This window comes from Microcoleus sp. LAD1_D5, from assembly GCF_036702115.1.
Lineage (GTDB): Bacteria > Cyanobacteriota > Cyanobacteriia > Cyanobacteriales > Microcoleaceae > Microcoleus.
In genome coordinates this window covers 60,767-85,767 of record NZ_JAUBSA010000005.1, presented here as the reverse complement: position 1 = coordinate 85,767, position 25,001 = coordinate 60,767, and the positions used below count along the sequence as shown (strand labels likewise).

The window sequence follows — 25,001 nt, the reverse complement described above, 5'->3', positions numbered from 1 at the left end:
GCAACGGGAGGAGAACTCCAAATCATTAGCTCATTTTTCACTCCCAATTCTTCAATCTAAAATCTAAAATAATAGGACGGAGGTCTTATAATTTTATTCGGTAATAGGTAACACTATCTCAAATTCACTTCCTCCCCCCAAAGTAGAATTCACATTAATTGTTCCGCCGTGGGTTTCGACTACAATCTGGCGGGCGATCGCCAATCCTAACCCGGTGCCTTTTCCTACTGCCTTCGTTGTGAACAAATGGTCAAAAATCCGTTTTTTTACTGATTCTGTCATGCCCGCACCGTTATCGGCAATCTGAATTTTGATGTGTTGATCGCCCAACTGACTGGTACGAACTGTGATACAGTGTGGGTTTGCTTTAATGGCATCCAAACTGCGTCCTTGGTTTGATTCTTCTAGAGCATCGATCGCGTTAGCAAGCAGGTTCATAAAGACTTGGTTAAGTTGACCGGGAAAGCATTCGATTGGGGGGAGATTGCCGTAGTCGGTGACGACTTCGATGGCAGGATGGTGTTCGTTGGCTTTCAGCCGATGTTTCAAAATTAAGATTGTGCTGTCAATGCCCTCATGGATATTAAACGGAACTTTGTAGTCTTTATCGGCTCTGGAGAAGGTGCGGAGGCTGGTGCTAATGCCGCGAATGCGATCGCACCCGACTTTCATCGACAACAGCATCTTTGGCAAATCTTCTAACGCATACTCTAAATCAATATCCTCAGCATCTTCTTCGATTTCCTCGCCGGGATTTGGCAGTTTTTCTTGATATAATTTTAAGTGGGAAATCAGATCTTTGATCGTGGTGGTTGCTTCCTCAATATTGCCGCTAATAAAGCCGACAGGATTATTGATTTCGTGGGCTATTCCTGTGACGAGATTGCCCAAGGCGGACATTTTTTCGCTTTGCACGATCTGTAACTGTGCTTGCTGCAAATCAAGGAGCGATCGCTCTAATTCTTGTGCATAAGCTTGAGATTGTTGGTACAAGCGGGCATTTTCTAGAGAGATAGCCGCTTGGGCGCACAAAAGTTGGATGACTTCAGTGCGATTTTCTGTAAATGCACCAATTGTCAAGTTATTTTCTAGATATAGCAACCCGATTAATTTACCCTGATTTAAAATTGGCGCGCACAGCACACTTTTGGGCTTTTTCTGCATCAAATACTGATCGGCAATAAAATCGTTTTGTACTGCTGCATTATCCAAAACGACAGTTTTCCCAGTCCGCTTAACATAGTTGACCACAGCAGGGGGAAACTCGTCGCTGGCTGACAGCGGTACAGATATTGAGATGACCTCTTGGTTGAAGGAGGCTACAGCTTCGATGGTGAGATTCCCATCCTTAAGCAACAGCAGAACTGCTTTTTTTGCCCCGGCATTTTCCATCACCACACACATCAGTGCAGCCAGTAATTTTTCTAATTGAATTTCACTCGATAGAGTTTGGGCTGCTTTGAGAATAGCCGCGAAATCCAGGGTTTCGTAAATACTGTTGCTGCTAGATAGACTTGTTTGGAAGGTTTGATGTAAAATTGACGATTTATTGCTTGTTTGGAGGCGACTTTCGCTGATTACAAAACGATTTTCTATTGCCTGCAATATGGGAGCAAGAAGTTGGGGATAGCGTTTTTCTAAGTCATCGATTTTGGCTTTCGCACCCCAGCGAGCATAACAGTAGTAGGCTTCTTGCATATAAGCTTGCGCCACTTTTTCTTTGCCCCAGTCGAGGTAGAATTTAGCTGCTAGTTCGTTAGCGAGGGCTTCTTCTTGGATGTATTCGTTTTCTTTCGCTCCAGAAATGGCGCGATCGTACATTTCAATAGCTTCTGCCCTCTGTCTGGCAACTCGGTATTTCTCTGCTTCTACCAACTGCCACTTATGCAAATAATTCATGGGGGCGTGTTCTGCCCAATGCTGCAACTTCCTTTGATTTTCCTGAACTCGTTGCAACGAAGTTTCTAACTCCGTCTCGGACTCAGGAGTGGCCAGGGCTATGAGTGAGTCATAGAAATATAAACCAGCTTCGGAAGTAGTTCCTGCACATCCCGCTATATACTGTCTTGCTCGATCGACATCTACGGAGGCCCCAGCAATGTCTTCCAGCAGGAATCTCAACGTTGCCCTGTACAGATAGAAGACGCAGAGTCGGTAAAAATCGTTAGAGGCAAGCGACTGAGAAACCAGCTTCTCCTCATAGCGTTCCTGTTCAAAGGAAATCTCCAAGTTGTTTGGATTACCCAATAAAAACAGCGTTGTTTCCCAATAAATCGAACAATAATTTGCCGTCGTTAGTTGGTTGAGGTCGAGTAATTGCTGACGGTATGCCCGAATTTGGGGATCAAGTTCTGCTAAAGGCTGACCGCACCCGTAGGAATGTAGACAAAATCCATGCCCATTAAACCCCACAAACTCTAAATTTCCTGTTTCTAATCCGGCTTGATAGCCTGCCTGAAGAATGGGGAGGGTTTCCCGCAAATGCGATTTGCGATGGTACAAAAAGAGTCCGATCACAACACAACTTGCAGAGCGAATATTTTTGGCCTCCGCGCTACTGCCAAGACGATAAGCTAATCGGCCAAACTCATCGGCTACCGTCACATCTTGTAGAAAGTTGTTGAGAATAATCCCATAAGAACTATAGCTATAAGCTGAAGTAGGACTGTTGCCATATTGGATAGATAAATTTACCTGTAAGGCAGCCACCAGCGCAAACAAAGACGAACCAACCAGATAACAAACTGACACCAGACTTGCCGCCACTTGCATCGTGGCCAGCTTTTGGGTATCCACCATCGCTGGCAGATCGAATAACTCTTCAATCGGTCGATCGCCGATCGAGCTATTAATTTCCTGCACTGCTTGCTGAATATCTTCTGATGTAGGGCGATCGGGCAATTCAACTCCTAATTCTTTGAGACTCAACAAACCGATAGCAATTGCTTCTAAAAACTTGTTCTGGGACGATAATGCCTGAATTTTGACGATGTAAACGCTCACTCGCTCTAGGGGAGTGCTGGTATGATGAATCACTGTGTCAATCCACTGATTCATCTGGTCAAATTCGCCACAGAGTGAAGCCACTTCTGCTGCTATGTAGTGCAAGTTCAAGGTCATCTCGTACTGTCGTTGCCAAGCGCTCTCTCCAAGCAAATTTAGCCCGATCTCCGCATACTCGCGAGCAGCTTGATAAGCAGTAGCGGCTCTGGCTTTGCGGCAAGCCGTGAGGTTGAGTTGTGCCAAATCAGATCGTTCTCTTTGGTCTTCAATCAGCGCAATACCATAATTCAACTGATTGACAACTGAAAAAATTTGCTCTTCTATAGCTGCGGGTGAAATTTGCTGGCTCAGCAATTGTCCAATCTGATAGTGAGCACGATCTCGCTCTTGTTCGGGAATTAAAGAATAGGCAGCTTGCTGAACGCGATCGTGCAAAAACTTGTAATTCACCACTTCCGAATTTTCTGTTTCCTCCCGTCTTTCTCGCCCCATATAAAACTTGTAGATTTCACTTTCAGGCAGGATTAACCCCTCTTGCAAAGCCTTCCACAAGTCCGCCGCCGTTTCCGTTTCCAATTGCTCGGAAACAACTGCCAAAGTCCCCAAATCAAACTGATTGCCAACACAAGCAGCCAACTTCAACACATTCTGAGTCGCTGGCGGCAATTTTTGCAACTGCAACGCCATAAACTCGACCACATCATCCGTCAGCGCTGCCTCCCGAACTCTAACAATATCGCACTGCCAATAACCAGCAAGCCGGTCAAACTCAATCAGCCCATCCTGATGCAGTGCTTTTAGAAACTGCGTTGTAAAAAAGGGATTTCCCTGGGTTTTTTGTGCCACCAAATCAGCCAAAGGTCTTGCCCAATATGGAGCACAATTGAGCGTATCAGCAACCAAATGATTTAGACTTTCTGAACTCAACGGTTCCAGCGTAATAGTATTCACTGTTGCCCCAGCTTTGACCGCTGCATCCAGTGTCAGCATCAACGGGTGCGCTGCAACTACTTCATTATCTCGGTAGGCACCAATTACTAATAAATAGCCGATTGTCGCATCGGCCACCAGCATTTCCATTAAGCGCAGCGAGGCGGAATCTGCCCACTGCAAGTCATCCAAAAACATCACCAGGGGATGTTTTGGTTTTGTGAACACCTTAATAAAGTTTTGGAAAACCAAATTAAACCGATTTTTTGCCGCATTTCCTGATAATTCTAGTGCGGGGGGTTGTGGCCCAATAATTCTTTCTAGTTCGGGAATTACTTCAATAATGACTTGTCCGTTCTCGCCCAGGGCTTGCAATATTTGAGTTTGCCATTTTTTCAACTGCTCGTCACTTTCGCTCAACAATTGTTTCATTAAGTCTCGAAATGCTTGCACAAAAGCTGAGAAAGGAATGTTGCGGTTAAATTGGTCAAATTTACCTTTAATAAAATAACCGCGCTGGCGGACAATTGGTTTTTGAACTTCATTTACAATTGCAGTTTTCCCAATCCCAGAAAAACCCGCTACTAGCATCATTTCAGTTGTGCCACTACTGACGCGATCAAAGGCTTCGAGTAGGGTTTCTACTTCAGTTTCGCGACCATAGAGTTTTTCTGGTATAATGAATCGATCGCCGACATCCCTCTGCGCGATCGCAAAACTCTTTATCCTACCGTTTTCTTCCAGTTGATCCAAACAACATTCTAAATCGAATTTCAGCCCCAACGCACTCTGATAGCGGTCTTCGGCATTTTTCCCCATTAATTTGCTGACAATCTCCGAAAGTACAGGCGGGATTTCAGGATTGATTTGATGCAGTGATGGCGGTTGCTTGGCAATATGAGAGTGTACTAATTCCATCACATCGTTGGATTGAAACGGCAATCGTCCCGCCAGCAATTCGTAAAAAGTCACGCCCAAAGAGTAAAAGTCACTGCGGTAGTCTATGCCGCGATTCATCCTTCCCGTTTGTTCAGGAGACAAATAGCCGAGTGTCCCTTCCAGCAGGTTAGGATTCATCAAGGTTTGAGTTTCCCTTGGTAGCAAAGATGCAATACTAAAATCAATGAGTTTGACTTGTTTTGTTTGTGGATGAATTAAAATATTGGCGGGTTTAATGTCTTTATGAATTATCCGGTGGCGGTAGAGTATATCTAATATATTGCTCAGGTCGATACCCACTTGCAAAAACTCCATCAAAGACGACCGAGTTTCCCTTTTTTCCGTCCACTCCTTCAGAGAAATTCCCCCAAAGTCTTCCATTACCAACGCATAGCTGTTTTGGTAGGTTTCCAAGCTGTAGGTTTGGATGATTCCGGGCAAGTTGAGGTTTTTGGCGATGGTGTACTGATTGCGAAATTCCACCAGTTCGCTGAAGCTGGGATACTGACTCCGCAAGACTTTGATGGCGACCGGTTTTTGGTCGCCAGTGCGGAAAGCTCGATAAACTAGGGTGCGAGTTCCTGAGTAAATGCGATCGAGAATTTGATAACCTGTCAATGTAAAATTTATACTTGCCATACTTTTATTCTTCCCGTCCTCCGCCGGCTATTTCCACATTAGCAGAAGCCAATACAGTTTCGCAGTCCAGTGGTTGTTAAATTAATATGACATAGAGCGCTCAACATTTGTGATTGGGATCACTGAAATAATACACTTTTTAAACTTACCAAATCCTATTTTTATTAAAAATTAAATAGCCTCATCCATATTGGAATAGTGAATAATAAACTAACGCAGCCGAGGCCGATCGCAGTTACGGCTAATTCGCGATCGAGATTGAAAGCTTCAGCCAGCAATGTAGTACCAAAAGCAGGAGGCATTGCCATTTGCAGCACTAGCACAAGTCGCGGCGCGCCCGCGATCCCAAAAAACGTTAATCCCGTGCCAATTACCAAGGGAATTAACAGCATTTTAATCGCCAGACAAACCAAAACTTGTTTGAGGTTGTGCAAGGAATTCAACTTGCTCAACTGCATCCCGATCGTAATTAAAGCTAAAGTAATTACAGTCCAAGCGCCTGTTGTTAACAATTCTGCGATTTGTGCCGACAGCGGCAAGCTGCGCGAGATAAATCCTAGACCAAAAGCCCACATTCCCGGATTCTGAAAAATTGCCTGCAGGGGAATTAACCAACTCTGAGGGCGATCGCTTTTACCGCAGTGAGAAGCAATAGCAACTCCCAGTATATTGATTCCCATGGTAGTGCCTAGCAAGTCGTAAAACAACGCCCAGGCAAAGTGTTCCGAGCCTAATAAGGACAAGGTGACGGGAATGCCTAAAAAACCCGTATTACCCACCATCGTTGCCAATAAGAAGCTGCCTTGAGTGGGCAAACTCCAAGCGGTAGTGTGTTCCGGGCTATTTTGGGCGATCGGATTAAGACTCTTGAAACGTTCCTCGCCGACACCGAAATTTATCAAAATCCAAGCGAGTCCTCCACCTGCTAGAATTGCCGCCCAAGCTATCAGCGGCGCCATCCAAATAGCGCCCGACAAATTGGCGCTGCGGATAAAAGCAACAATGCTCAATGGGGTGCCAAAGAAGAAAAGAAACTTGGCTAAATATGTAGAATAGCTTCTCGGTAGCAGGCGGCCGAGAATGAATCCGAACGCCACCCATCCGATTAGATTTAGATAAAGTTCGAGCAGCGGATTTTCTAAATAAAGCATGATTGGCTAAATCTTTACTAAATATTTACGCAGATCCACTACTTTTGCCAAAAAAGCCCACCTTTACCCTACCGCCGCAGTTTTCCCTTGCACCGCAGCGCTCAATATTAATGATTATTCAGCCTCGCAGATAATTTTCCAGACAGGCCTTGACATCCACAGAAGCGCGTGTCATGCTTAACTTGATGAATAAGTCAACATAGGTGAAAACTATGGCACGGCAAGCAAAACAATCATCTCAAGTCAAAAGTTCCAGCAGCCAAGCAGCCTCCAATACTCGTACCAAGTTTACCCTCTACAATTTTGCCGGAAACGCAAAGGCATTCTATCTAGTCGATCGCATTAATTTAGAAAGAAAGCCCGGTGATATCCCAGAAAAATCCGTCGCTCACAGCATTATCATCATCGACCGTTCCGGCTCAATGTATTATGAGTTAGAACCGCTGAAAGAAACCCTAATCAAGCTTTTGACCTTAGACGAATACAACAATTACCAGCTAATTGTCAGCCTAATTTCCTATGCTAGCAATGGGGACGTAATTTGTCATTTCCAGCGAATTCCCATTCAAGAAGTGCTGAAGTTTGACTCTCACTACATCAAAGAAATTCAAAAAATCCACACGGCTGGCAGTACCTGCATATCGCAGTCGATGCAACTCGCTAAATCTCTGGTTAAAGCGGGAGAAATGACAGCGATCAATTTGCACACAGACGGCTATGCAAATGACCCCAGTGCCAATTCGGAAGCTGCAAAACTAGGGGAAATTTGCGAAGAACTAAAAGATATGGATGTGTTTGCCAACACGATATCCTATGCCTCTGCTGACTTCAAACTGCTATCCAAAATCGCCAACACATTATCGGGTAATTGCATCCGCGCTGGCGAAGTCAAAATGGTTTATGATGCTCTTTACGACAGCACAAAACTGTTAGGCAGTTCCGTTGCACCTGCGCTGGAAGAACCGTTAATTAAGGAATATGATTATCAAGTTTTTGTTTCCAAAAGCGGCAAGAAAATCAACGGTTCATCGAGCACGCTGAAAATCTGCGGGCTGAAAGCAGACGATCGGGGACTCTTTTACAAATATCAGAAAGTCGCCAAAGATGAGTATGACAAACTAGATGTTCCCGTTGCTCAAACTGATGAGTCGGTGTTGGCTTTTGCGAAAGCTAACCTCGCTGACGGCAATTTAAATACGGCTAAGTATGCGCTGGTGAGTACCTTCGACGCTACTTTGACGGAAAAACACGCGAAAGCTTTGACAAATGCCCAAATAGCCGAGTTTACCGAAGATTTGGAAGAGGCTGTTTTTGCGCCTGAGGTGTTGAAAAATCATGAAATTGGCGATCGGGTAAAAGTCAGCGATAAAATTTCCCTGCTGGAGTTAATCAAGATATTGGAGGAAAACAGCAACAGCATCATCATCAACTTGAAACACTTGCAAGAAAATTATCAGCGAAAAGGTTTGAAGCGAATTGAGGGAAAGCGAGACGAAAACGGCAACCTTGTCAAGCCTTGGCTGAAAACTGAATTCTTAGATGGTGGCGAATACGTGCAAATGGGTTCATTTGCCATCAATCAAAATACCGCTACCATCAATATGCTGATTACCCGCAAAGCTAAGCTGGTAAAAGTTGAGGATGAAATTTTAATCGCAGAAGTCGCGGGAATTCTAGTTACAGACCTCAATACTTTCAACAATTATACCATTGTCAGCGACGGCGAAGTTAATATTAAGTCGCTACGAACCAAAATCAGCAGCAAACCAGTGTTTGATTTGCTCAAAAAATGCGGTGTCCTTGAAAAAGACGGTTTGCCTGTGCAAGAATTTGACTTCCGTTCAGAGTACGATATTAAGTTAGAGACTTTGCCTCTCGTGCCTTTTGACGGGCGTTACGGCAGCCTTGACGGAGTGTTTGAGGAACTCGCAGAAATCAAAATTCTCTCCAGCATTCTCTCGGCTCATTTGAAGGAAGAATCCGAGGCTTACACAGCGGAACAATTGGAAGAATTGAAACAGCATTATCTGTCAAAAAGCCTTTACATCAATTTTCCGACGACGACGGAATACACAGATTTAAAAAGTGCGATCGCCAACGGTTCAGTAGATTCGCGAGTCAGCTACAAAATCGACATCGGCAGCAAAAACATCCTCAACTTCGGCAAATTGCACTCTGCCAACAAATTTCTCGATCGCCTTTATGAAGTTTACCACAAAAACACGGGCGAAAAGTTAGCCAAACCGACATTTGACATCACGTTAGATGAGCCTGTTGTCTTCGCACACAAAACGCTGTCATCCCGAACAAAAATCACCAAAGTTGACGACTTGATGAAACTGATTTTCGATGAGTTTTTGGGGTTGGAGGATAACGGAATTGTTAGCGCTACTTTAGCCAAAGTTGGTGCAGATAGTTTGCTGCGCCTTTTGCAAGCGAAATGGCAGGGAGAAGATGTCAATCGAGACGAATTTGTCGCTGCTTTAGCTAATGCGAATGAGCGACTGGAAGCTTATGCCGAAAAAGTGTACAGCGAAAAAGTTTCACCGCTGGTTTTCTATATCGGTTCTACCGGACTTATCCCGGATGAAATGGAGGCAAAAGCGGCGGCTGCTGAGGAAATTAATTCTAAATACGGCAACTTGCAATTTTCTAAAGATGAGCAAGAGGGGATGTTTTTTGAAGTGGGAGACTGCATTATTAGCGTGTATGCTAAGAATGAGTATTTCACGGTAGGGAAGTAGGAATTAGGGTGGGCAAATAATGCCCACCTTGGTTAAATATGGTTGATTGAAATAAACCGCAAAGGCGCAGCGGTGGCGACTAGGAAATAGGTAGATGGGACAAGTGTTAGGTTGCCAAGACGAAAGGAGCGGAATCGTTCGGGTTTGTAACTTTCCTTTGGTGTTGCTTTTGCGAAAGTTTATTCTCTGGTAGGATAGAGAACAACGCTCTATAAAAAATCTAGTAGCTAAATTATCTGCAATTAGGTTACAATGATATTATGCAAATTCTCATACGGAGGGCAAGCCAATGACACAAACATTATCAATGTCTGTTCTCTATAAAAAACTCTCGGCGATCGGTTTCCCAAAACCTTTCGTTCGAGAAAAAGGTTTGCCCAGTTGGTGGAATGAAGAACTAGACAATAAACCCGTCGCCGTCCTAGAGGCTGCTGGTCATATTGCCCAACGTCTGCACCTAGACCTCAAGAGTCTTTTAGCCGAGGATCAGAATCCTCAGTTTAAGCCCTTACTCCGTACCAAGTTCAAGTACCATCAACAGGATAAAGCAGACGTACCTGATGTTGCCCATCAACTTGCCTCACGGGTTGCGGAAGTCGTCGCTGATACTATAAAGCTCGAATTTCAGCCCATCCCATCCGATCCTCATCAAGTTCGTTCAGAGATAGTTGCCAAACATTCTCAAGTCACTTTAGAAAGCTTGCTCGATTACTGTTGGGAACATGGTATCGCTGTTGTCTATTTTAAGGATTACCCTAAAAATACCCGCAAAATTAGAGGCATGATCCAATGGCAAGCCGATCATCCGGTGATTGTCTTGAGTAGTGGTAATACACAACCCGTATGTCTAGCATTCGATCTTGCCCATGAACTGGGTCATCTCGCCCTTGCTCATATTCAAGAAGGTATTTTGATTGATGATGATATTAAGCAAGACTGTGATGATCAAGAAGAAAGAGATAGCAATCAGTTTGCAGTTAAACTGCTAGTCAACAGTTTTGACAACTCCGTCGGTCACAAAAAATTTAAGAATGCAGAAGACCTAAAGAATAAAATTATTCAACTTCTTCAAAGTGACTCAACTATTGATCCATGTGCATTAGCTTTAAATTATGGCTGGTATAATAAAGATTTTGCATTGTCTATGGGATGTGTAAAATTAATCCATCCTGCTAAAGAAGGACACAAGACTATTAACAAATTTTTAGATCAGCATCTAAATTGGGAGGAATTAAGTGACGATAATGCTGATTACTTAGACCAGATTTTAGGAGAATAGCTTTGTCTGCTTGTATCTATTGCATTGATAATGACATCATCAAAAAGCTTGCTACATTCCAGCTATTCGATAAGACTCTTCAATTATTTGATGCTAGTTCTGAGCAAGTTAATATTCTAAAGACGGCACAATATAAATTTGAAGGCGATTGGGAAAAATTTAAAAGAGGTAGAAGTCGAAAACCCGAAGATGCTTTGATTAATTATAAACAAGTTCTTTACCTTACTAAGACTTTACCAAAAATATCTGAATCTGATATTGACCAAGAAATTTTTATCCAATTATCCAATATTGAAAATATCGATCAAGGTGAAGCCATTCTCACAAGTCATGCTATACAAATCATCCAAAAAGATAAATCTGCTCAGATTTTTACTGGAGATAAAAGATTCATCAAAGCCTTAGCAAAAGTTAACTTACCTATCATTCAAGAATCTCTCAAGCATAGATTATGGTGCTTAGAGCAACTTGTTCTCAGAAATATTGAAGCCGATGGCTTTGAGACTATTAAGGATCTCATTGTTCCTGTTCGAGAATGTGATACAGCAATTAAGAGTGTTTTTGGTTCAGGGCTTAAATCAACACTTGAGAACTCCCTAGCTACTTTAAAAAATTATATTGAGGAGTGTCGGCAGGAGGCAGGTAATCTACTAAATCCTTACAAGTAGATTTATAGCCTTTCTCAGTAACATGAGGTACCCGACGTGCATAGGGCATAGGGCATAGGGCATACCTCACTTTCTTGAGAACCGCTATAAGTGTGGCACTTCGCCTTAGTCCTGGCTTAAAAACGGAATCTCCTCATCTTCATCTTCCACCGTCTTAAGGGCATCTTGAGGATGTCAAGTTGAACTCGCAATCTCTCTAGCAGCTTCTCGCAGCCGCTCCATATCGCGCATCGGTGGTATACCAAAGAGCCGCTTGTACTCTCGGTTGAAGTGGGAGGAATCGTCATAACCCACACGGTAGGCAGCACTGGTAGCGTCAAGGTTTTGCCCCAGCATCAGACGGCGAGCTTCCTGGAGCCGCAGTTGCTTCTGGAACTGCAAAGGACTCATGGCAGTGACAGACTTGAAGTGATGGTGGAAGCTCGATACACTCATTCCAAGCTCTCGTGCGATGCTTTCAATCCGAAGCGGCTGGTTAAAGTCTTTACGAAGTCGATCGACGGCTCTAGCAATTTGGTGGGTAGAGCCACCCAGAACAGCAATATGACGCAGCCGACCACCTTGCTCTCCCATCAGGAGTCGGTAAACGATTTCCCGCTTAATCAGTGGTGCCAGAACATGAGCTTCAGCAGGGGAATCTAGAAGCCTGACGAGCCGCACCACAGCGTCCAAAAGATTTGCATCCAACGGACTTACGTTAATCGCTTTCACATTGGCATCCCTTTGTGGTGAGGGATCGCCCGCCTCAACCATGACTGAACCAACAAGAGTGGGGTCGAGATCCAGGCGAAGGCCAAGGTACGGTAGCGCCTTAGACGCTTCCTGAATTTGGCTGGCAATCGGCAGTTTTACCGTAGACAGCAAATAATGCAAAGGGTCGTACAGATAGCGATCGTTGCCCAGAAGAACTTCTTTGCTGCCCTGGGCGATCGCACAAAAGGCAGGGATAGACACACTATGAACGCATTCCGAAGGTGAGGAGGAGTGGTAGAAGTGCAATCCTTTCAGCGGCTCGATCGTCCCATCATGACGAATCGCCTGTGCAATCCGCTCGGTCAGTTCGTCTCTGTGGGCTTGCGCTCTATCTGCAAAGCGCTTTGCCTGCTGGTCGTTCATTAACGACCTATCGGGCTTTTCACTCGGTTTGGCAGCGTTCATTTCTAAGTTTGCAGGATTGTACAACAATCTTAGACGATCGTTCTATTGCTTGCCGTTGAGGATTCTTAGAATGAAGCCAAAGCAATGAAAAACCATTTCGGCTTCTTGTAAGCAGTCTGGATTTTTATACAAGAGTAAACTCAGTTTTGATTGGGCAAGAGATTCCCCTACTGATAACCAAAAGGGCATCAAGGCGAACCTTGCTTCTTAAAAAATTCATCCCTATTGATAGAGAAGCGATAAGTGCTCGATCTCTACAATTGGGGGTAGCCAAAGGAATTCAAACGATGAAACTGCTCACCGCAACGGTCCTATCGCTTTCTCTGCTCGCTTCGGCCTCGGCCCAAGCAAATCCGGCAGGAGCCGCCGAGGGGTCCGGTGCTCCCCAGACCGCGCTAATGCAAGATTCGCAGACAATCAACATCACGCGAAGCGGCTCTGTGCCCTCGCGGAAGGGGCCAGCCGAAAACTTCACGGGTTCGGTGCGCGTCGATCCTCTGTTCGAGGCGGAGGATCCAGCAGACACGTTTGGCGCCAACGTTACATTTGAGCCTGGTGCTCGATCGGCATGGCACACCCATCCGCTTGGTCAGACCCTGATCGTGACAGCGGGCGTCGGGCGGGTGCAGAGCTGGGGAGGACCGGTCGAGGAGATTCGGCCAGGAGATGTCGTCCGGATTCCGCCCGGTCAGAAACACTGGCACGGAGCCTCGCCAAATACGCCAATGACGCATATCTCGATCGTGGAACAGCTCGACGGCAAGAACACCGACTGGATGGAACAGGTCAGCGACGAGCAGTACGGCACGCCAGTCCAGGCGCAACGATCGCCATCCGCTGCGCCTGCACGCTCCGTCCCCGCTGTCAGCGTGCAACCGACGGCGGCCCAAAGAGCGTTCGGCGACATCGCCCCCAAGTTGGTTGAACTCACTGACAAGGTGCTATTTGGTGATGTCTGGGAACGTCCTCAGCTATCAAAGCGCGATCGCAGCCTGGTGACCGTCAGCGCCCTGATCGCGATGAACCGTCCCGACCAGCTTCGATTTCACCTCGCCAAAGCCCGCGAAAATGGCCTGACCCAAGACGAGTTGATCGAGACCATTACCCACTTGGCGTTTTACGCGGGCTGGCCTAACGCAGTTACCGCGATTGACGTGGCTAAGGAAGTCTTCGAGAGCACAGGACGCCCGAGCGAAGGCACACAAGCGCCTGCGGTGGGTGCAGACCGTTAGAATAGTCGGCGCGAAAAACAAACACTTGTCCAGGGATTGTTTGAGAATTTTGCAAGGAGCATCATGGACGATAATCAAGAACGGAAAGATTTCAGTTCAACCGAGAGCGATTCGCAGCTCAGCGCGGACGAAGAAACACTGCTCGACCAACTCGGTATTACCGGCGCTGCTCGCCGCAAATTCTTGGGGCAAAGCATGGCTGCCCTACTCGGCACCTTCGCCTTCCACCTGCTGGCTAAAGAGGAGGCCTTTTCCACGCTCGCCGCTGCGCCCGACGCCGTGTTCGCCCAGACCCCTGGGGTTGAAAACGCCGTTAAGGTTCTTTTGAAAATCAACGGCTCGACCCAACGGCTGGAAGTGGATTCGCGCATGGCGCTGCTCGACACCCTGCGCGAAAGACTTGGATTGACCGGCACCAAAAAAGGATGCGATCAAGGACAGTGCGGCGCTTGTACGGTGATCGTTGACGGGCGCCGCGTGCTTTCTTGTCTGACACTTGCCGCTAGCTGCGAGGGGAAAGAGGTGACGACCATCGAAGGGATCGCTGACGGCGACAATCTTCATCCGATGCAGGCGGCGTTCATCAAACACGACGGCTTCCAGTGCGGCTACTGCACGCCGGGGCAGATATGTTCGGCCGTGGCGCTGCTGGAGGAAGCCAAAAACGGTGACGCGAGTCACGTCACTAACAATTTGCGGACGAGCACGCAGAATTTAAGTCTCTCTGATGAAGAAATCAGAGAACGCATGAGCGGCAACATTTGCCGTTGCGGCGCGTATCCGGGAATCGTTGCGGCAATCAGAGAAGTTCAGTCCGGGCGCGAAACAGCCCAGGCTTGGCATTTTGCCAGCGATGAAGAAATTGCCGTTGCATTAAACGAGGAGGGCAAAGCCGATGCAATCGTTTAAATATTCCAGCGCCACCGATGCGGCAAGCGCTGTTCGTACCGTTTCCGCGAATCAAACGGCAACGTTTCTGGCAGGCGGGACAAATTTGATTGATTTGATGAAAGAATACGTCGAGCGTCCCAGCGAACTTGTTGACATTTCAGGTTTGAATCTGGCGGAAATTCGATCGACCTCGAACGGAATTTCGATCGGCGCCTTAGCCAAAAATACCGACACGGCCAACCATCCACTCATCCGGCAAAATTACCCGCTTCTGTCAATGGCGATTTTAGCCGGCGCCTCCGCGCAGCTTCGCAATATGGCGACCAACGGGGGAAATTTAATGCAGCGCACCCGTTGCCAGTATTTTTACGACATCGCTATGCCCTGCAACAAACGCGATCCCGGCAGCGGATGCGGAGCGCTTCAGGGGATCAATCGCATTCATGCCATTTTTGGCTACAGCGACAAATGCGTGGCGACTTACCCGGGCGATATGGCGAATGCGCTTTATGCGCTGGACGCGGTAGTGAGGATTCGCGGCACGAACGGGCAAGAACGCACAATCGCGCTCCAGGATTTTCATCGCTTGCCCGGTAACACGCCTGAAAAAGATAACAATCTTCAGCATGGGGAATTGATCGTCGCGATCGAAATGCCGAAGAATAATTTCGCCAATAAGTCTTATTACCTAAAAGTTCGCGATCGGGCTTCCTATGCTTTTGCACTGCTTGCCGTGGCTGCTGCTTTAGAAACAAGCGGCAACACCATCAAACAGGCACGTGTTGTTTTGGGCAGCGTCGCGCATAAACCTTGGCGTTCACCCGAAGCGGAAAGAGTTCTGATTGGAAAACCTGCGACGGAAACAACTTTTCAGGCTGCTGCCGAAGCGGCTCTGAAAGATGCGAAACCGCTTGAACATAACGGTTATAAAGTCGAACTCGGAAAACGCGCTATTGTTCTGGCTTTGCAGCAAGCGTTGACGAGCGGTGCGGCCTAATTATATCAATTCCGGTTGTATTGGAATGATTAAACCGCAGAGAACGCAGAGAACGCAGAGGAAGAGAACAGAGAGATGAATACAGGACGATGAAGGGCGGATTTGATATTAGGGAGGATAAACGAAATGGCAAGATACATCGGAAAAGAAATGAGCCGCGTGGACGGTGCAGCCAAAGTTACGGGAAAGGCTAAATACGCGGCGGAATTCCAGGTTCCCAATCTCGCTTACGGTTTTATCGTGCTGGGAACCGTGGCAAAGGGCACGATTAAATCGATCGACACGGGTGAGGCTGAAGGCGCAGCAGGCGTAGTTCGCGTCTTCACGCACCTGAACGCACCGAAGCTTGGTCCGAAGTCTTCCACGGAGCAGGCCCCGCCCCGCGCCACGGAGGAGGAAGACAAGTCGTTTCGGGCGCTCCAGTCTGACAAAATCTTCTTCAATATGCAGCCCGTGGCACTCGTCGTCGCCGAGACATACGAACAGGCACGTTATGCGGCACGTCTGGTTAAAGTCTCCTACAACTCACAGCAGCACACGACCGACACTGAGGCGGTGCGCGCGATCGCGCGCGTCCCCACTAAAGGGCCTGCTCCGAAGCCGCGCGGTAATCCCGAAGAGGCGATGCGTACAGCGGCCGTGAAGGTAGAGGCCGAGTACCGCATCCCGATCGAGCACCACAACCCCATGGAGCCGCACGCGGCGATCGCGGTCTGGCAAGGCGACAAGCTAACGGTCTTCGACAAGACGCAGGGGGTCTATACCGTGCGGACACATTTGGCTTCGAGCTTCGGCCTGCCCGAGGAAAACGTGAGTGTGGTGTCGCCCTTCGTCGGCGGGGCGTTTGGATCGTCGCTGCGCCCGAACTATTATCCGGCGCTGACAGCGATGGCAGCCCGCGAACTCAGGCGCCCAGTCAAGGTTGTCTATACGCGCACGCAAATGTTCACTGGCCACGGTTATCGTCCGCACACGATTCAGAAGATCGCGCTCGGCGCGGAGCGATCGGGAAAGCTCTCGGCGATTATTCATGAAGCCGTGCACAACACCTCCACCCTCGAGGAGTTCTCAGACGACACCACGGGTTTTACGCGCCAAGTCTACGCGTGCCCGAATCTCTACGCGCCGCTGAAGATTACCGACACGGACCTCCCCACCCCGACCTGGATGCGCGCACCGGGGGCCGTTAGCGGGATGTTCGCGCTCGAATGTGCGATGGACGAGCTGGCCTACGCGCTGCGGATCGACCCGCTCGAACTTCGGCTGATCAACTATGCCGAAGTAGACCCCGAGAGCGGCAAGCCTTTTTCGAGTAAGGCGTTGCGGGAGTGCTACCGGCTGGGCGCGGAAAAATTCGGTTGGAAGAATCGCAAGTTCGAGCCGCGATCGATGCGTGACGGACGCCTACTCGTCGGTTGGGGAATGGCGACCGGCGTCTGGGGCGCTTCCCAGATGCCTGCTGCGGCCCTGATCACGCTGGGGGTGGACGGCACGGCCAAAGTCGCAAGTGCGACCAGCGACATCGGACCTGGCACCTACACCGTGATGACCATGATCGCTGCCGAGTATCTGGGGCTGAAGTTGGAGCAGGTGAAATTTGAACTCGGGGACACGAAGTTCCCTCGGTCACCGTCGCAGGGGGGCTCTTGGACGACGGCGAGCGTCGGCTCGGCGGTGCGCGGGGCGGCTCTGGCGATCGGCACGAAGTTGCTGGCGCTGGCGAACCAGGAAGCGAATTCTCCGCTCAAGGGGGCTGCCTCCTCGGATGTCGAAATGCTCGACGGGCAACTGCAACTAAAAAGCGACCCGTCGCGTTTGGTCAACATCTCCGCAGTGATGAAGCGTAATAATCTCACCGCAATCACGGAAACATTCGAGTCGCGTCCCTCAGAGGAGCGCGAGAAGTATGCGACGTTGGCCCACGGCGCGCAGTTTATTGAAGTGAAGGTCGATCCGGATGTGGGGACTGTCCAGGTTACGCGCGCCATTGAAGTGAGCGCCTGCGGCAAGATCATGAATCCGAAGGCCTCGCACAGTCAGGAAATCGGCGGCTTTGTCTGGGGCATTGGTATGGCGCTGCAAGAGGCGACTGAAATCGACCACCGTTACGGGCGGATTATGAATCCGAATTTGCAGCACTATCACGTGCCGGTTAATGCCGATGTCTTGGAGATCGATACGATATTCGTTGAGGAGGAGGATAAAGTCGTCAATCCGCTCGGTGTCAAGGGCATGGGCGAACTCGGCATGGTCGGCATCCCGGCGGCGATTGCCAACGCTGTCTTTCATGCCACGGGCAAACGCATCAGGGATCTGCCGATTACGCCGGACAAGCTGCTTTGAGTGAGGTCATTTGAGGAATGAAGTGACAGCGGTAGTCGAGGCGATCGCCTACGCGAAGGTCAGGGGGAACGGTGCGCGCTGGCAACGGTGGGCAGTGTGGAAGAATCTTCGTACCGTCGCCTTGGTGCAACGCATGGGAATGGGTGCAAGACAGGTCCAGAAAAAAGTGAATTATAGGTATTGACCTATTATGTAGTGCGCTATATAATAGTGGTTGACTGGATTTTAAAATGGATAACAACTCGAACATCAACCAACGGCGACACGTGGGGAGGCAGCTTTCGTTTGCCCTCTATAGTGCGTCGAACCGGGTCATTAGGCTTCATCGGCCCTTTCTTGAGCCTTTGGGCCTGACCTATCCTCAGTTTCTGGTCATGCTGGCTCTCTACGAGGGCACCCCGCGCACTGTTGGGGAAGTAGGGCAAGAACTCGGTATGGATAACGGAACCTTGACGCCCCTCTTAAAGCGCCTTGAGAGCGCGGGGTTGGTGACGCGCACCCGTGACCAACAGGACGAACGCCGCGTTCTTATCGAGCTGACAGAAGCGGGCGAGGCACTCCGCGAGGCAGCGTGCTCGATCCCTGAAAAGATCGAGACGGCCTGCCGTCTCTCCGATGAAGACCTTGCCGAGCTTCGCGACACGTTGAACGGGCTGGCAATACCCCGTCAAACAACTCCGTAAAAGGATTATTTATCATGGTTGACACGAAGAAATTGAACATCGGAATCTTAGGCACTGGCCATATCGGGAAGACTTTGGCACGCAAACTCAGTGCGGCCGGACATGACGTGAAGGTGGCCAACTCTCGCGGCCCAGAGACCATCGAGGCCGATGTGCTGGCTTTCGGCGCACGCGCGGTCTCGACCGCTGAAGCGGTGGAGGACGTTGACGCGGTGATCCTCTCGATCCCTCTCAACCGCATTCCCACAATCGCGCCGCTAATCGCCAACCTACCAGCCGAGACAGTCGTGATCGACACGTCTAATTACTATCCCCACCGCGACGACAAGATCGATGCTATCGAGGCCGGGCAGGTTGAGAGCCTCTGGGTGGCCGAACAGCTAGGCCGGCGGATCGCCAAGGCGTGGAACGCGATCGGGTCTGGCTCCTTCGCCACCTTGGGCAAGCCTGCTGGAAGCCCTGACCGTATCGCCCTCCCTGTAGCTGCTGACCGCGAGAACGATCGCTCCGTGGCGATGGCGCTCGTCGAAGACACCGGGCTTGATGCTTTCGACGCCGGCACGATCGCCGATTCGTGGCGTCAGCAACCAGGCACGCCCTGCTATTGCACCGATCTCACGCGCGAACAGATGGCGGCAGCGCTGGCATCTGCCGACGCATCACGATCGCCAAAGCGCCGGGACTTGGCAGTTGCAGTAATGCAAGAACGGCTTGGTGACGCCACGACAAATCCGGATGCCGATTTCGGGGTTCGTCTGAGCCGTGCGATTTATATGTAACGTGAGTTCGGGATAAGAAAGGGACAAGCAAGTAAGCTAAAAGTCTTCACACCAAAGCTTTACACGCTCGTCCCCTGATTAGTTTAGAAGAAGAATTTTGCAGGATTGTACAACAACTTGCAAGTATCGTTATATCGTCCTTTATGCTGAAGTCTTTATAATCAAACTTAAACAGTGAGATACAAAAATTTTTAGGCTGAGCAATGAAAGAAATACACGATATTAAGGCTGCTTTAGAGCAAGTAAAAGACACCACGAAAAAGCTAGCCTTGGCAACTTTAGTTAAAGTGGAAGGTTCAACTTATCGCCGACCTGGTGCGCGAATGTTGATGAGTGCAGATGGCTTGATAGTAGGTGCAATTAGCGGTGGCTGTTTGGAAAGTGATGTATTTGAGAAAGCACAGCAGGTAATGAACACTGGTAGGCCTTGTGTGGTTAAGTATGACTCCACCTCCGAGGAAGATTTAATTTGGGGATTGGGGCTTGGCTGTCAAGGCATTGCTTATGTTTTGATTGAATCCTTGCCAGTAAACGAGCCGAACCAAATTAGTTTTGTCCACAAATGCCTTGATGCTCGGTTTGAGAGTGCTATTGCAACTGTATTTAATATAGAGGGTGAAAGCAAATCTCAAATAGGCGATCGCTTGCTACTAAATTCAGATATCATCAACCACATCAGCGATGAGGAATTAGCAGCAGCGGTTTTAAGGGATACACAAGCAGCACTTCAACACAAAACCTCGGTAGGGAAACAATATCAGTTAACAGGCGGGAAAGTTGAAGTTTTTATTCAAGTCATTGGGCCGCCGCTGTCGCTGGTAATTTTGGGTGCTGGGTATGACGTTCTTCCCGTTGTTCGCTTTGGCAAACAGTTAGGGTGGCATATTACTGTAGTTGATAACCGCCAACGGGAAGCAAGCCGAAAGCGTTTTCAAGAAGCCGATCGAGTTAAATTTTGTTCTCCTGAGGATGTATTAAAAAACATCGAGATAGATGAGCGTACTGTTGCTGTAGTTATGACTCATAATTATTTAGACGACCTGGAATTGCTGAGAGTGTTATTGCCTTCTGGCTTAAAATACTTAGGTGTACTTGGCCCTAAGAAAAGAACAGCCCGATTATTGCAAGAACTACAAGAAGAAGGAGTTATCCCGACTCCACAACAGCAACAAAATTTATATAGTCCGGTGGGACTCGACATTGGGGCAGATAATTCCGAAGAGATTGCTCTGGCGATTATCGCCGAAATTCAAGCAGTAACAGCAAAGCATCAAGGTGGTTTTTTAAGAAATCGCACTGTACCAATTCATGATTCAATCAATAGTCAATAATCAAATAATTAATGGCTAATACGGGTATGTTCTTAATAATCAAAAATTCAAAACTTGGGTATGGTATTTAAAATTGGTCTAATTATTCTCGCTGCTGGAGCTGCAACCCGCATGGGAAGACCAAAACAATTGCTTTCTTATCAAGGACGCAGCCTGATACTCCATGCGGTTGAAGTTGCCTTAGCTTCTATGAGCCAACCTATCATAGTAGTCCTGGGAGCTTATGTAGAACAAATTAAACCGGAACTAATGCCAAAGGCAGTGCAAGTTGTAGAGAACTCCCAATGGCAAGAGGGAATGTCTTCTTCTATTCGCGCTGGTATGAGTATGCTACTGAAAACTAACTCTAAACTTGATGCAGTTATCATCTCACTTGCAGATCAGCCGCTAGTTTCTCCCCAGATTTTTAATCAATTGATTCAGTCTTATCAAGAAACGCAAAAAGTAATTATTGCCTCAAAGTATAACGAAACTACAGGTGTACCTGCCCTGTTTAGCAAGGCCTTATTTCCCGAACTGATGCAGCTTGAAGGAGATAAAGGTGCAAAAGCGTTAATCCAAAAATATATAGATAGAGGATTGATTCTGCTAATACCAGAAGCAGCGATTGATATTGATACGCCCGACGATTACAAGCAGTTGCTATTAAAGAATTTTAAACAGTGAATAAATTATGAAAACTAACGATCGCCAAATTTACCAACAAATAATTTTGACACACGCCACAAAACCGCAAAACAAAGGAAAAACTAACCCTGTACATCGTCAACACCGAGGAGAAAATCCCTATTGCGGTGATGTGGTTGATTTAACGCTGCTACTAGATGAAGCAGAAAGTAAAATTGCAGACATTAAATTTGAAGGTGCAGGTTGTGCTTTGTGCCTTGCTTCTGCTGACTTAATGGCGATCGCTATCAAAGGTAAAACTATTTCACAGGTGCTTTTAATGGTAGAAGAGTTCCGCGAGATGGTAGCGGGAAATACTCAGTTTGAGCCTCCGTTGGAGAAACTCAATATCATGCAAGGTGTTTCCCGATATCCGATGCGGGTTAAGTGTGCAACTTTGGCTTGGCATACCCTCAAAGCGGCGCTGAGTTCGGTTGAAACTAGCAATGAATAGCTATAGTCACATCCAGCAGAGGCACATCCAATGGACTCATATCAATTCCGGTGCAACCGGAATTATTGTTGACTGTTGGCTGTTGACTGTTGACGAATGACGAATGACGAATGACTAATGACTAATGACTGACGAATAGCCTGTGCAATAGGCTATTCGTCAGTTCGTTTCTGTGGGCTTGCGCTCTATCTGCCTCGGGCTTAGCCTGCTGGTCGTTCATTAACGACCTAGCGGACTTTTCACTCGTTTTGGCAGCGTTCGTTTCTAAGTTTGCAGGATTGTACAACAATCTTAGACGATCGTTCTATTGCTTGGCCTTGAGGATTCTTAGAATGAAGCTAAAGCAATGAAAAATGGTTCCGGCAAATTGTAAGCATTCTGGACTTTTATTTAAGAAAAAACTCAGTTTTGATTGGGCAATAAACCTGCTGAGTGACAACCAAAATGCCATCAAAGCTAACCTTGCTTATTAAAAAATCCATCCCTATTGATAGAGAAGCAATAAGTGCTCAATTTCTACGATTGGGACAGCCACCGAAATGGCATCAAGTGAAGGAATTAAGAAATGGACATTAAACGAAGTGGCTCACAGCCTTCGGCCAAAGGACCGGCTGAGTATTTTACCGGCACTGTCCGCATTGACCCCCTGTTCGAGGCGCACGATCGAGCACGCACACTTGGTGCCAGTGTCACGTTTAAAGGCTTCCCTAATGGGCAACACCCAAAGGAGTAAAAAATGACAAGGAACGAGAATGGAAGCTACACAGGAAAGGTTGCGTTTGTGACCGGAGGAGCGAGCGGCATCGGTCGAGCTACGGCGCTGGCGTTTGCCCGTGAAGGTGCCAGCGTGGTGGTCGCTGACATCTCAGAACAGGGCAATCAAGAAACAGTTCACACGATCGAAGAGCTTGGCGGTCGGGCGATCGCCGTCAAGTGTGATGTGACGCGAACCGAGGACGTGAAGGCGGCTCTGGACAAGACCGTTGAGGCTTTCGGGCGGCTGGACTTCGCCTTCAACAACGCGGGCATCGAGCCGAGGAAGGCAGCTCCGACCGCCGAGTACGAGGAGGAGGAGTGGAACCGGATTATCGACATCAACCTCCGCGGCGTTTTCCTGTGCATGAAGCACCAGATCCCGCTGATCCTCAAGCAGGGAGGCGGCGCGATCGTCAACACGTCATCGGGCGCGGGAATCATCGGCATCAAGGGCAGCCCCGCGTACACCGCCGCGAAACATGGCGTGATCGGACTGACCAAGGCAGCAGCCCTCGACTACGCCGCGCAGAACATCCGCGTCAACGCCGTGTGTCCCGGCTACATCGACACCCCGATGATGGGTCGCTTCACCGGCGACACGGACGAAGGGCGCGCCAAGGTGATTGCCGAGGAGCCGGTCGGACGGATGGGCAAGCCCGAGGAGATCGCGGAGGCTGTCCTCTGGCTGTGCTCCGACGCGGCTGGCTTCGTCATTGGGCACGCCCTGGTCATCGATGGCGGCCAAACGGTGCAGTGATGTTCGCCGCCAACCCGATCGAACCCTAAACGCATAGACAACAAAGCATTGTCGCCATCGTCACCTTCACCGCCAACGGCGATGACTCATATCGCCACTCAGGAGGTACTCGACGGCAAGCCCCTGGACTGGATGGAAAAGACCAGCGACGAACAATACCAGGCACCAAAAGTAAACAAATAGGAGCATCAACCCATGTACAACACGAAAGCTTATTCCGCAGCCAGTGCAACATCACCGCTAGCCTCCGACACGATCGCACGGCGCGATCCAACCGAACACGACGTTCAGATCGAAATCCTCTTCTGCGGCATCTGTCACTCCGATGTCCATTCGGTGCGTAATGAGTGGAGCGACTTCATGTCTACTACCTACCCGATCGTTCCCGGTCATGAGATGGTGGGACGGGTCACTCAGGTTGGCTCGGCAGTGACGAAGTACAAGCCTGGCGATCTGGCAGGAGTCGGCTGCATGGTTGATTCGGATGGAACCTGTCCCAATTGCAAAACAGGACTTGAACAGTTCTGCCCGAACCTGACCCTCACCTACAACTCCCCGGACAAGCACCTTGGAGGTGTCACCTATGGTGGTTACTCCGATAGCATCGTCGTCGATGAACGCTTCGTTCTGCGCGTTCCCACCAACCTCGATCTCCCTGGAGTCGCGCCACTCCTGTGCGCCGGAATCACAACCTACTCGCCTCTGCGCCACTGGGGTGTCACCAAGGGCAAGAAGGTCGGCGTGGTTGGTATCGGCGGGCTAGGCCACATGGGTGTGAAGTTCGCCCGTGCATTCGGAGCCCACGTCGTCGTTTTCACCACCTCGCCCAACAAAAAGGAAGACGCGCTGCGCCTCGGTGCCGACGAAGTGGTCGTCTCCCGCAATGCCGACGAAATGCAAAAGCACGCTGGCAGCTTCGATTTCATTCTCGATACCGTCTCCGCCAATCACGACATCAACGCCTATCTCAACCTGCTTCGCCTCGACGGCAACATCACCCTTGTCGGCGCACCTGAGAAGCCCCTGGAGGTCGCGGCATTCAGCCTGATCATGGCCCGCCGCAGTCTCTCCGGCTCTAACATCGGCGGCATCGCGGAAACCCAGGAGATGCTCGACTTCTGCGGCGAACATAACATCACCGCCGATGTTGAAGTCATCCCCATCCAGAAGGTCAATGAAGCCTACGAAAGACTGCTCAAGTCCGATGTGAAATACCGCTTCTGTATCGATATGGCATCCCTTAAATCTGAATAACCCAGGTGGAACCTCGAAGGACTAATCATGCAAACGCGCAAACTTGGAAACAGCAATTTGGAAGTCTCGGCGATCGGACTTGGCTGCAGGTAGGGCTGTTTCATTCTCAGGGAAATCATCGTTTTGTAGGGGTAGTGCCCCCGTGCCTACCCCCTCCACGGACGAGGGAATCGGTGTTTCAAATATCGGGGCAACCACGGGGGGTTTGCCCCTAGGTCGAATGAAACAGCCCGGCCCCAAAGGGGGAAGTTCCACCTAAAGAACAAAGCAAAAAATACCACAGACGGATTACATGGATGCGTTGGCGCAAGATGGAGAGGACTGGGTGAATTATTTGGATAAATATT

The 25,001-nt window shown here is 48.7% G+C and carries 18 protein-coding genes; 15 read left to right on the top strand and 3 right to left on the bottom strand.

The genetic code is table 11. The annotated features are described in order from the left end of the window. Positions 1–93 precede the first annotated feature (93 nt). Both QUA70_RS04095 and QUA70_RS04090 read right to left on the bottom strand, forming a co-directional pair. A complete protein-coding gene (locus tag QUA70_RS04095; protein ID WP_333345147.1) occupies positions 94–5,511 on the bottom strand; it encodes an AAA family ATPase in 5,418 nt (1,805 codons plus the stop codon). A gap of 164 nt (positions 5,512–5,675) precedes the next feature. Next, positions 5,676–6,662 carry an AEC family transporter gene (locus tag QUA70_RS04090; protein WP_333345145.1) on the bottom strand — a complete coding sequence of 329 codons (987 nt, stop codon included), beginning with the start codon at positions 6,660–6,662 and terminating at the stop codon, positions 5,676–5,678. 212 nt (positions 6,663–6,874) lie between these two features. Here QUA70_RS04090 and QUA70_RS04085 point away from each other — a divergent pair, with 212 nt between their 5' ends. From QUA70_RS04085 to QUA70_RS04075, 3 genes are all read left to right on the top strand, one after another. Next, the gene (locus QUA70_RS04085) at positions 6,875–9,406 is read left to right on the top strand and encodes a vWA domain-containing protein (protein ID WP_333345143.1); all 2,532 of its coding nucleotides are present in this window, start codon (positions 6,875–6,877) and stop codon (positions 9,404–9,406) included. 289 nt (positions 9,407–9,695) lie between these two features. Then, a complete protein-coding gene (locus QUA70_RS04080) occupies positions 9,696–10,685 on the top strand; it encodes an ImmA/IrrE family metallo-endopeptidase (RefSeq protein WP_333345141.1) in 990 nt (329 codons plus the stop codon). A 2-nt stretch (positions 10,686–10,687) separates the two neighbouring features. Continuing rightward, positions 10,688–11,353 (top strand): hypothetical protein, encoded by a 666-nt coding sequence (locus tag QUA70_RS04075; RefSeq protein WP_333345140.1) that lies wholly within the window; start codon positions 10,688–10,690, stop codon positions 11,351–11,353. 174 nt (positions 11,354–11,527) lie between these two features. On the opposite strand, the gene QUA70_RS04070 is transcribed toward QUA70_RS04075, so the two are convergent. Continuing rightward, entirely contained in the window at positions 11,528–12,469 is a 942-nt protein-coding gene (locus QUA70_RS04070) for an AraC family transcriptional regulator (protein ID WP_333345235.1), read from the bottom strand. 329 nt (positions 12,470–12,798) lie between these two features. Between QUA70_RS04070 and QUA70_RS04065 the strand changes: the two genes are divergently transcribed. The 12 genes from QUA70_RS04065 (at position 12,799) to QUA70_RS04010 (ending at position 24,654) form a co-directional block, all read left to right on the top strand. Next, positions 12,799–13,743 (top strand): (R)-mandelonitrile lyase, encoded by a 945-nt coding sequence (locus QUA70_RS04065; RefSeq protein ID WP_333345138.1) that lies wholly within the window; start codon positions 12,799–12,801, stop codon positions 13,741–13,743. Between the two features lie 63 nt (positions 13,744–13,806). After that, the gene (locus QUA70_RS04060) at positions 13,807–14,652 is read left to right on the top strand and encodes a 2Fe-2S iron-sulfur cluster-binding protein (protein WP_333345136.1); all 846 of its coding nucleotides are present in this window, start codon (positions 13,807–13,809) and stop codon (positions 14,650–14,652) included. Continuing rightward, positions 14,639–15,631, top strand: a complete 993-nt coding sequence (locus QUA70_RS04055) for a xanthine dehydrogenase family protein subunit M (protein ID WP_333345134.1) — start codon at positions 14,639–14,641, stop codon at positions 15,629–15,631. The genes QUA70_RS04060 and QUA70_RS04055 overlap by 14 nt, the downstream gene beginning before the upstream one ends. 126 nt (positions 15,632–15,757) lie before the next feature. Next, positions 15,758–17,974 carry a xanthine dehydrogenase family protein molybdopterin-binding subunit gene (locus QUA70_RS04050; RefSeq protein ID WP_333345133.1) on the top strand — a complete coding sequence of 739 codons (2,217 nt, stop codon included), beginning with the start codon at positions 15,758–15,760 and terminating at the stop codon, positions 17,972–17,974. Positions 17,975–18,204: 230 nt separating this feature from the next. Then, positions 18,205–18,657: a MarR family transcriptional regulator gene (locus QUA70_RS04045; protein ID WP_333345131.1), complete on the top strand. Its 453-nt coding sequence runs from the start codon at positions 18,205–18,207 to the stop codon at positions 18,655–18,657. Between the two features lie 14 nt (positions 18,658–18,671). Continuing rightward, the gene (locus tag QUA70_RS04040) at positions 18,672–19,436 is read left to right on the top strand and encodes an NAD(P)-binding domain-containing protein (protein WP_333345129.1); all 765 of its coding nucleotides are present in this window, start codon (positions 18,672–18,674) and stop codon (positions 19,434–19,436) included. A 203-nt stretch (positions 19,437–19,639) separates the two neighbouring features. Further along, positions 19,640–20,767: an XdhC family protein gene (locus tag QUA70_RS04035; protein WP_333345128.1), complete on the top strand. Its 1,128-nt coding sequence runs from the start codon at positions 19,640–19,642 to the stop codon at positions 20,765–20,767. A 60-nt stretch (positions 20,768–20,827) separates the two neighbouring features. Next, the gene (locus QUA70_RS04030; protein ID WP_333333691.1) at positions 20,828–21,433 is read left to right on the top strand and encodes a nucleotidyltransferase family protein; all 606 of its coding nucleotides are present in this window, start codon (positions 20,828–20,830) and stop codon (positions 21,431–21,433) included. A 7-nt stretch (positions 21,434–21,440) separates the two neighbouring features. Beyond that, positions 21,441–21,887, top strand: a complete 447-nt coding sequence (sufU, locus tag QUA70_RS04025; RefSeq protein ID WP_333333693.1) for a Fe-S cluster assembly sulfur transfer protein SufU — start codon at positions 21,441–21,443, stop codon at positions 21,885–21,887. Between the two features lie 736 nt (positions 21,888–22,623). Continuing rightward, positions 22,624–23,400 carry an SDR family oxidoreductase gene (locus tag QUA70_RS04020; protein WP_333333694.1) on the top strand — a complete coding sequence of 259 codons (777 nt, stop codon included), beginning with the start codon at positions 22,624–22,626 and terminating at the stop codon, positions 23,398–23,400. 48 nt (positions 23,401–23,448) lie between these two features. Continuing rightward, positions 23,449–23,583, top strand: a complete 135-nt coding sequence (locus tag QUA70_RS04015) for a hypothetical protein (RefSeq protein ID WP_333333696.1) — start codon at positions 23,449–23,451, stop codon at positions 23,581–23,583. Positions 23,584–23,595: 12 nt separating this feature from the next. Continuing rightward, positions 23,596–24,654 carry an NAD(P)-dependent alcohol dehydrogenase gene (locus tag QUA70_RS04010; RefSeq protein WP_333333698.1) on the top strand — a complete coding sequence of 353 codons (1,059 nt, stop codon included), beginning with the start codon at positions 23,596–23,598 and terminating at the stop codon, positions 24,652–24,654. Positions 24,655–25,001 lie beyond the last annotated feature (347 nt).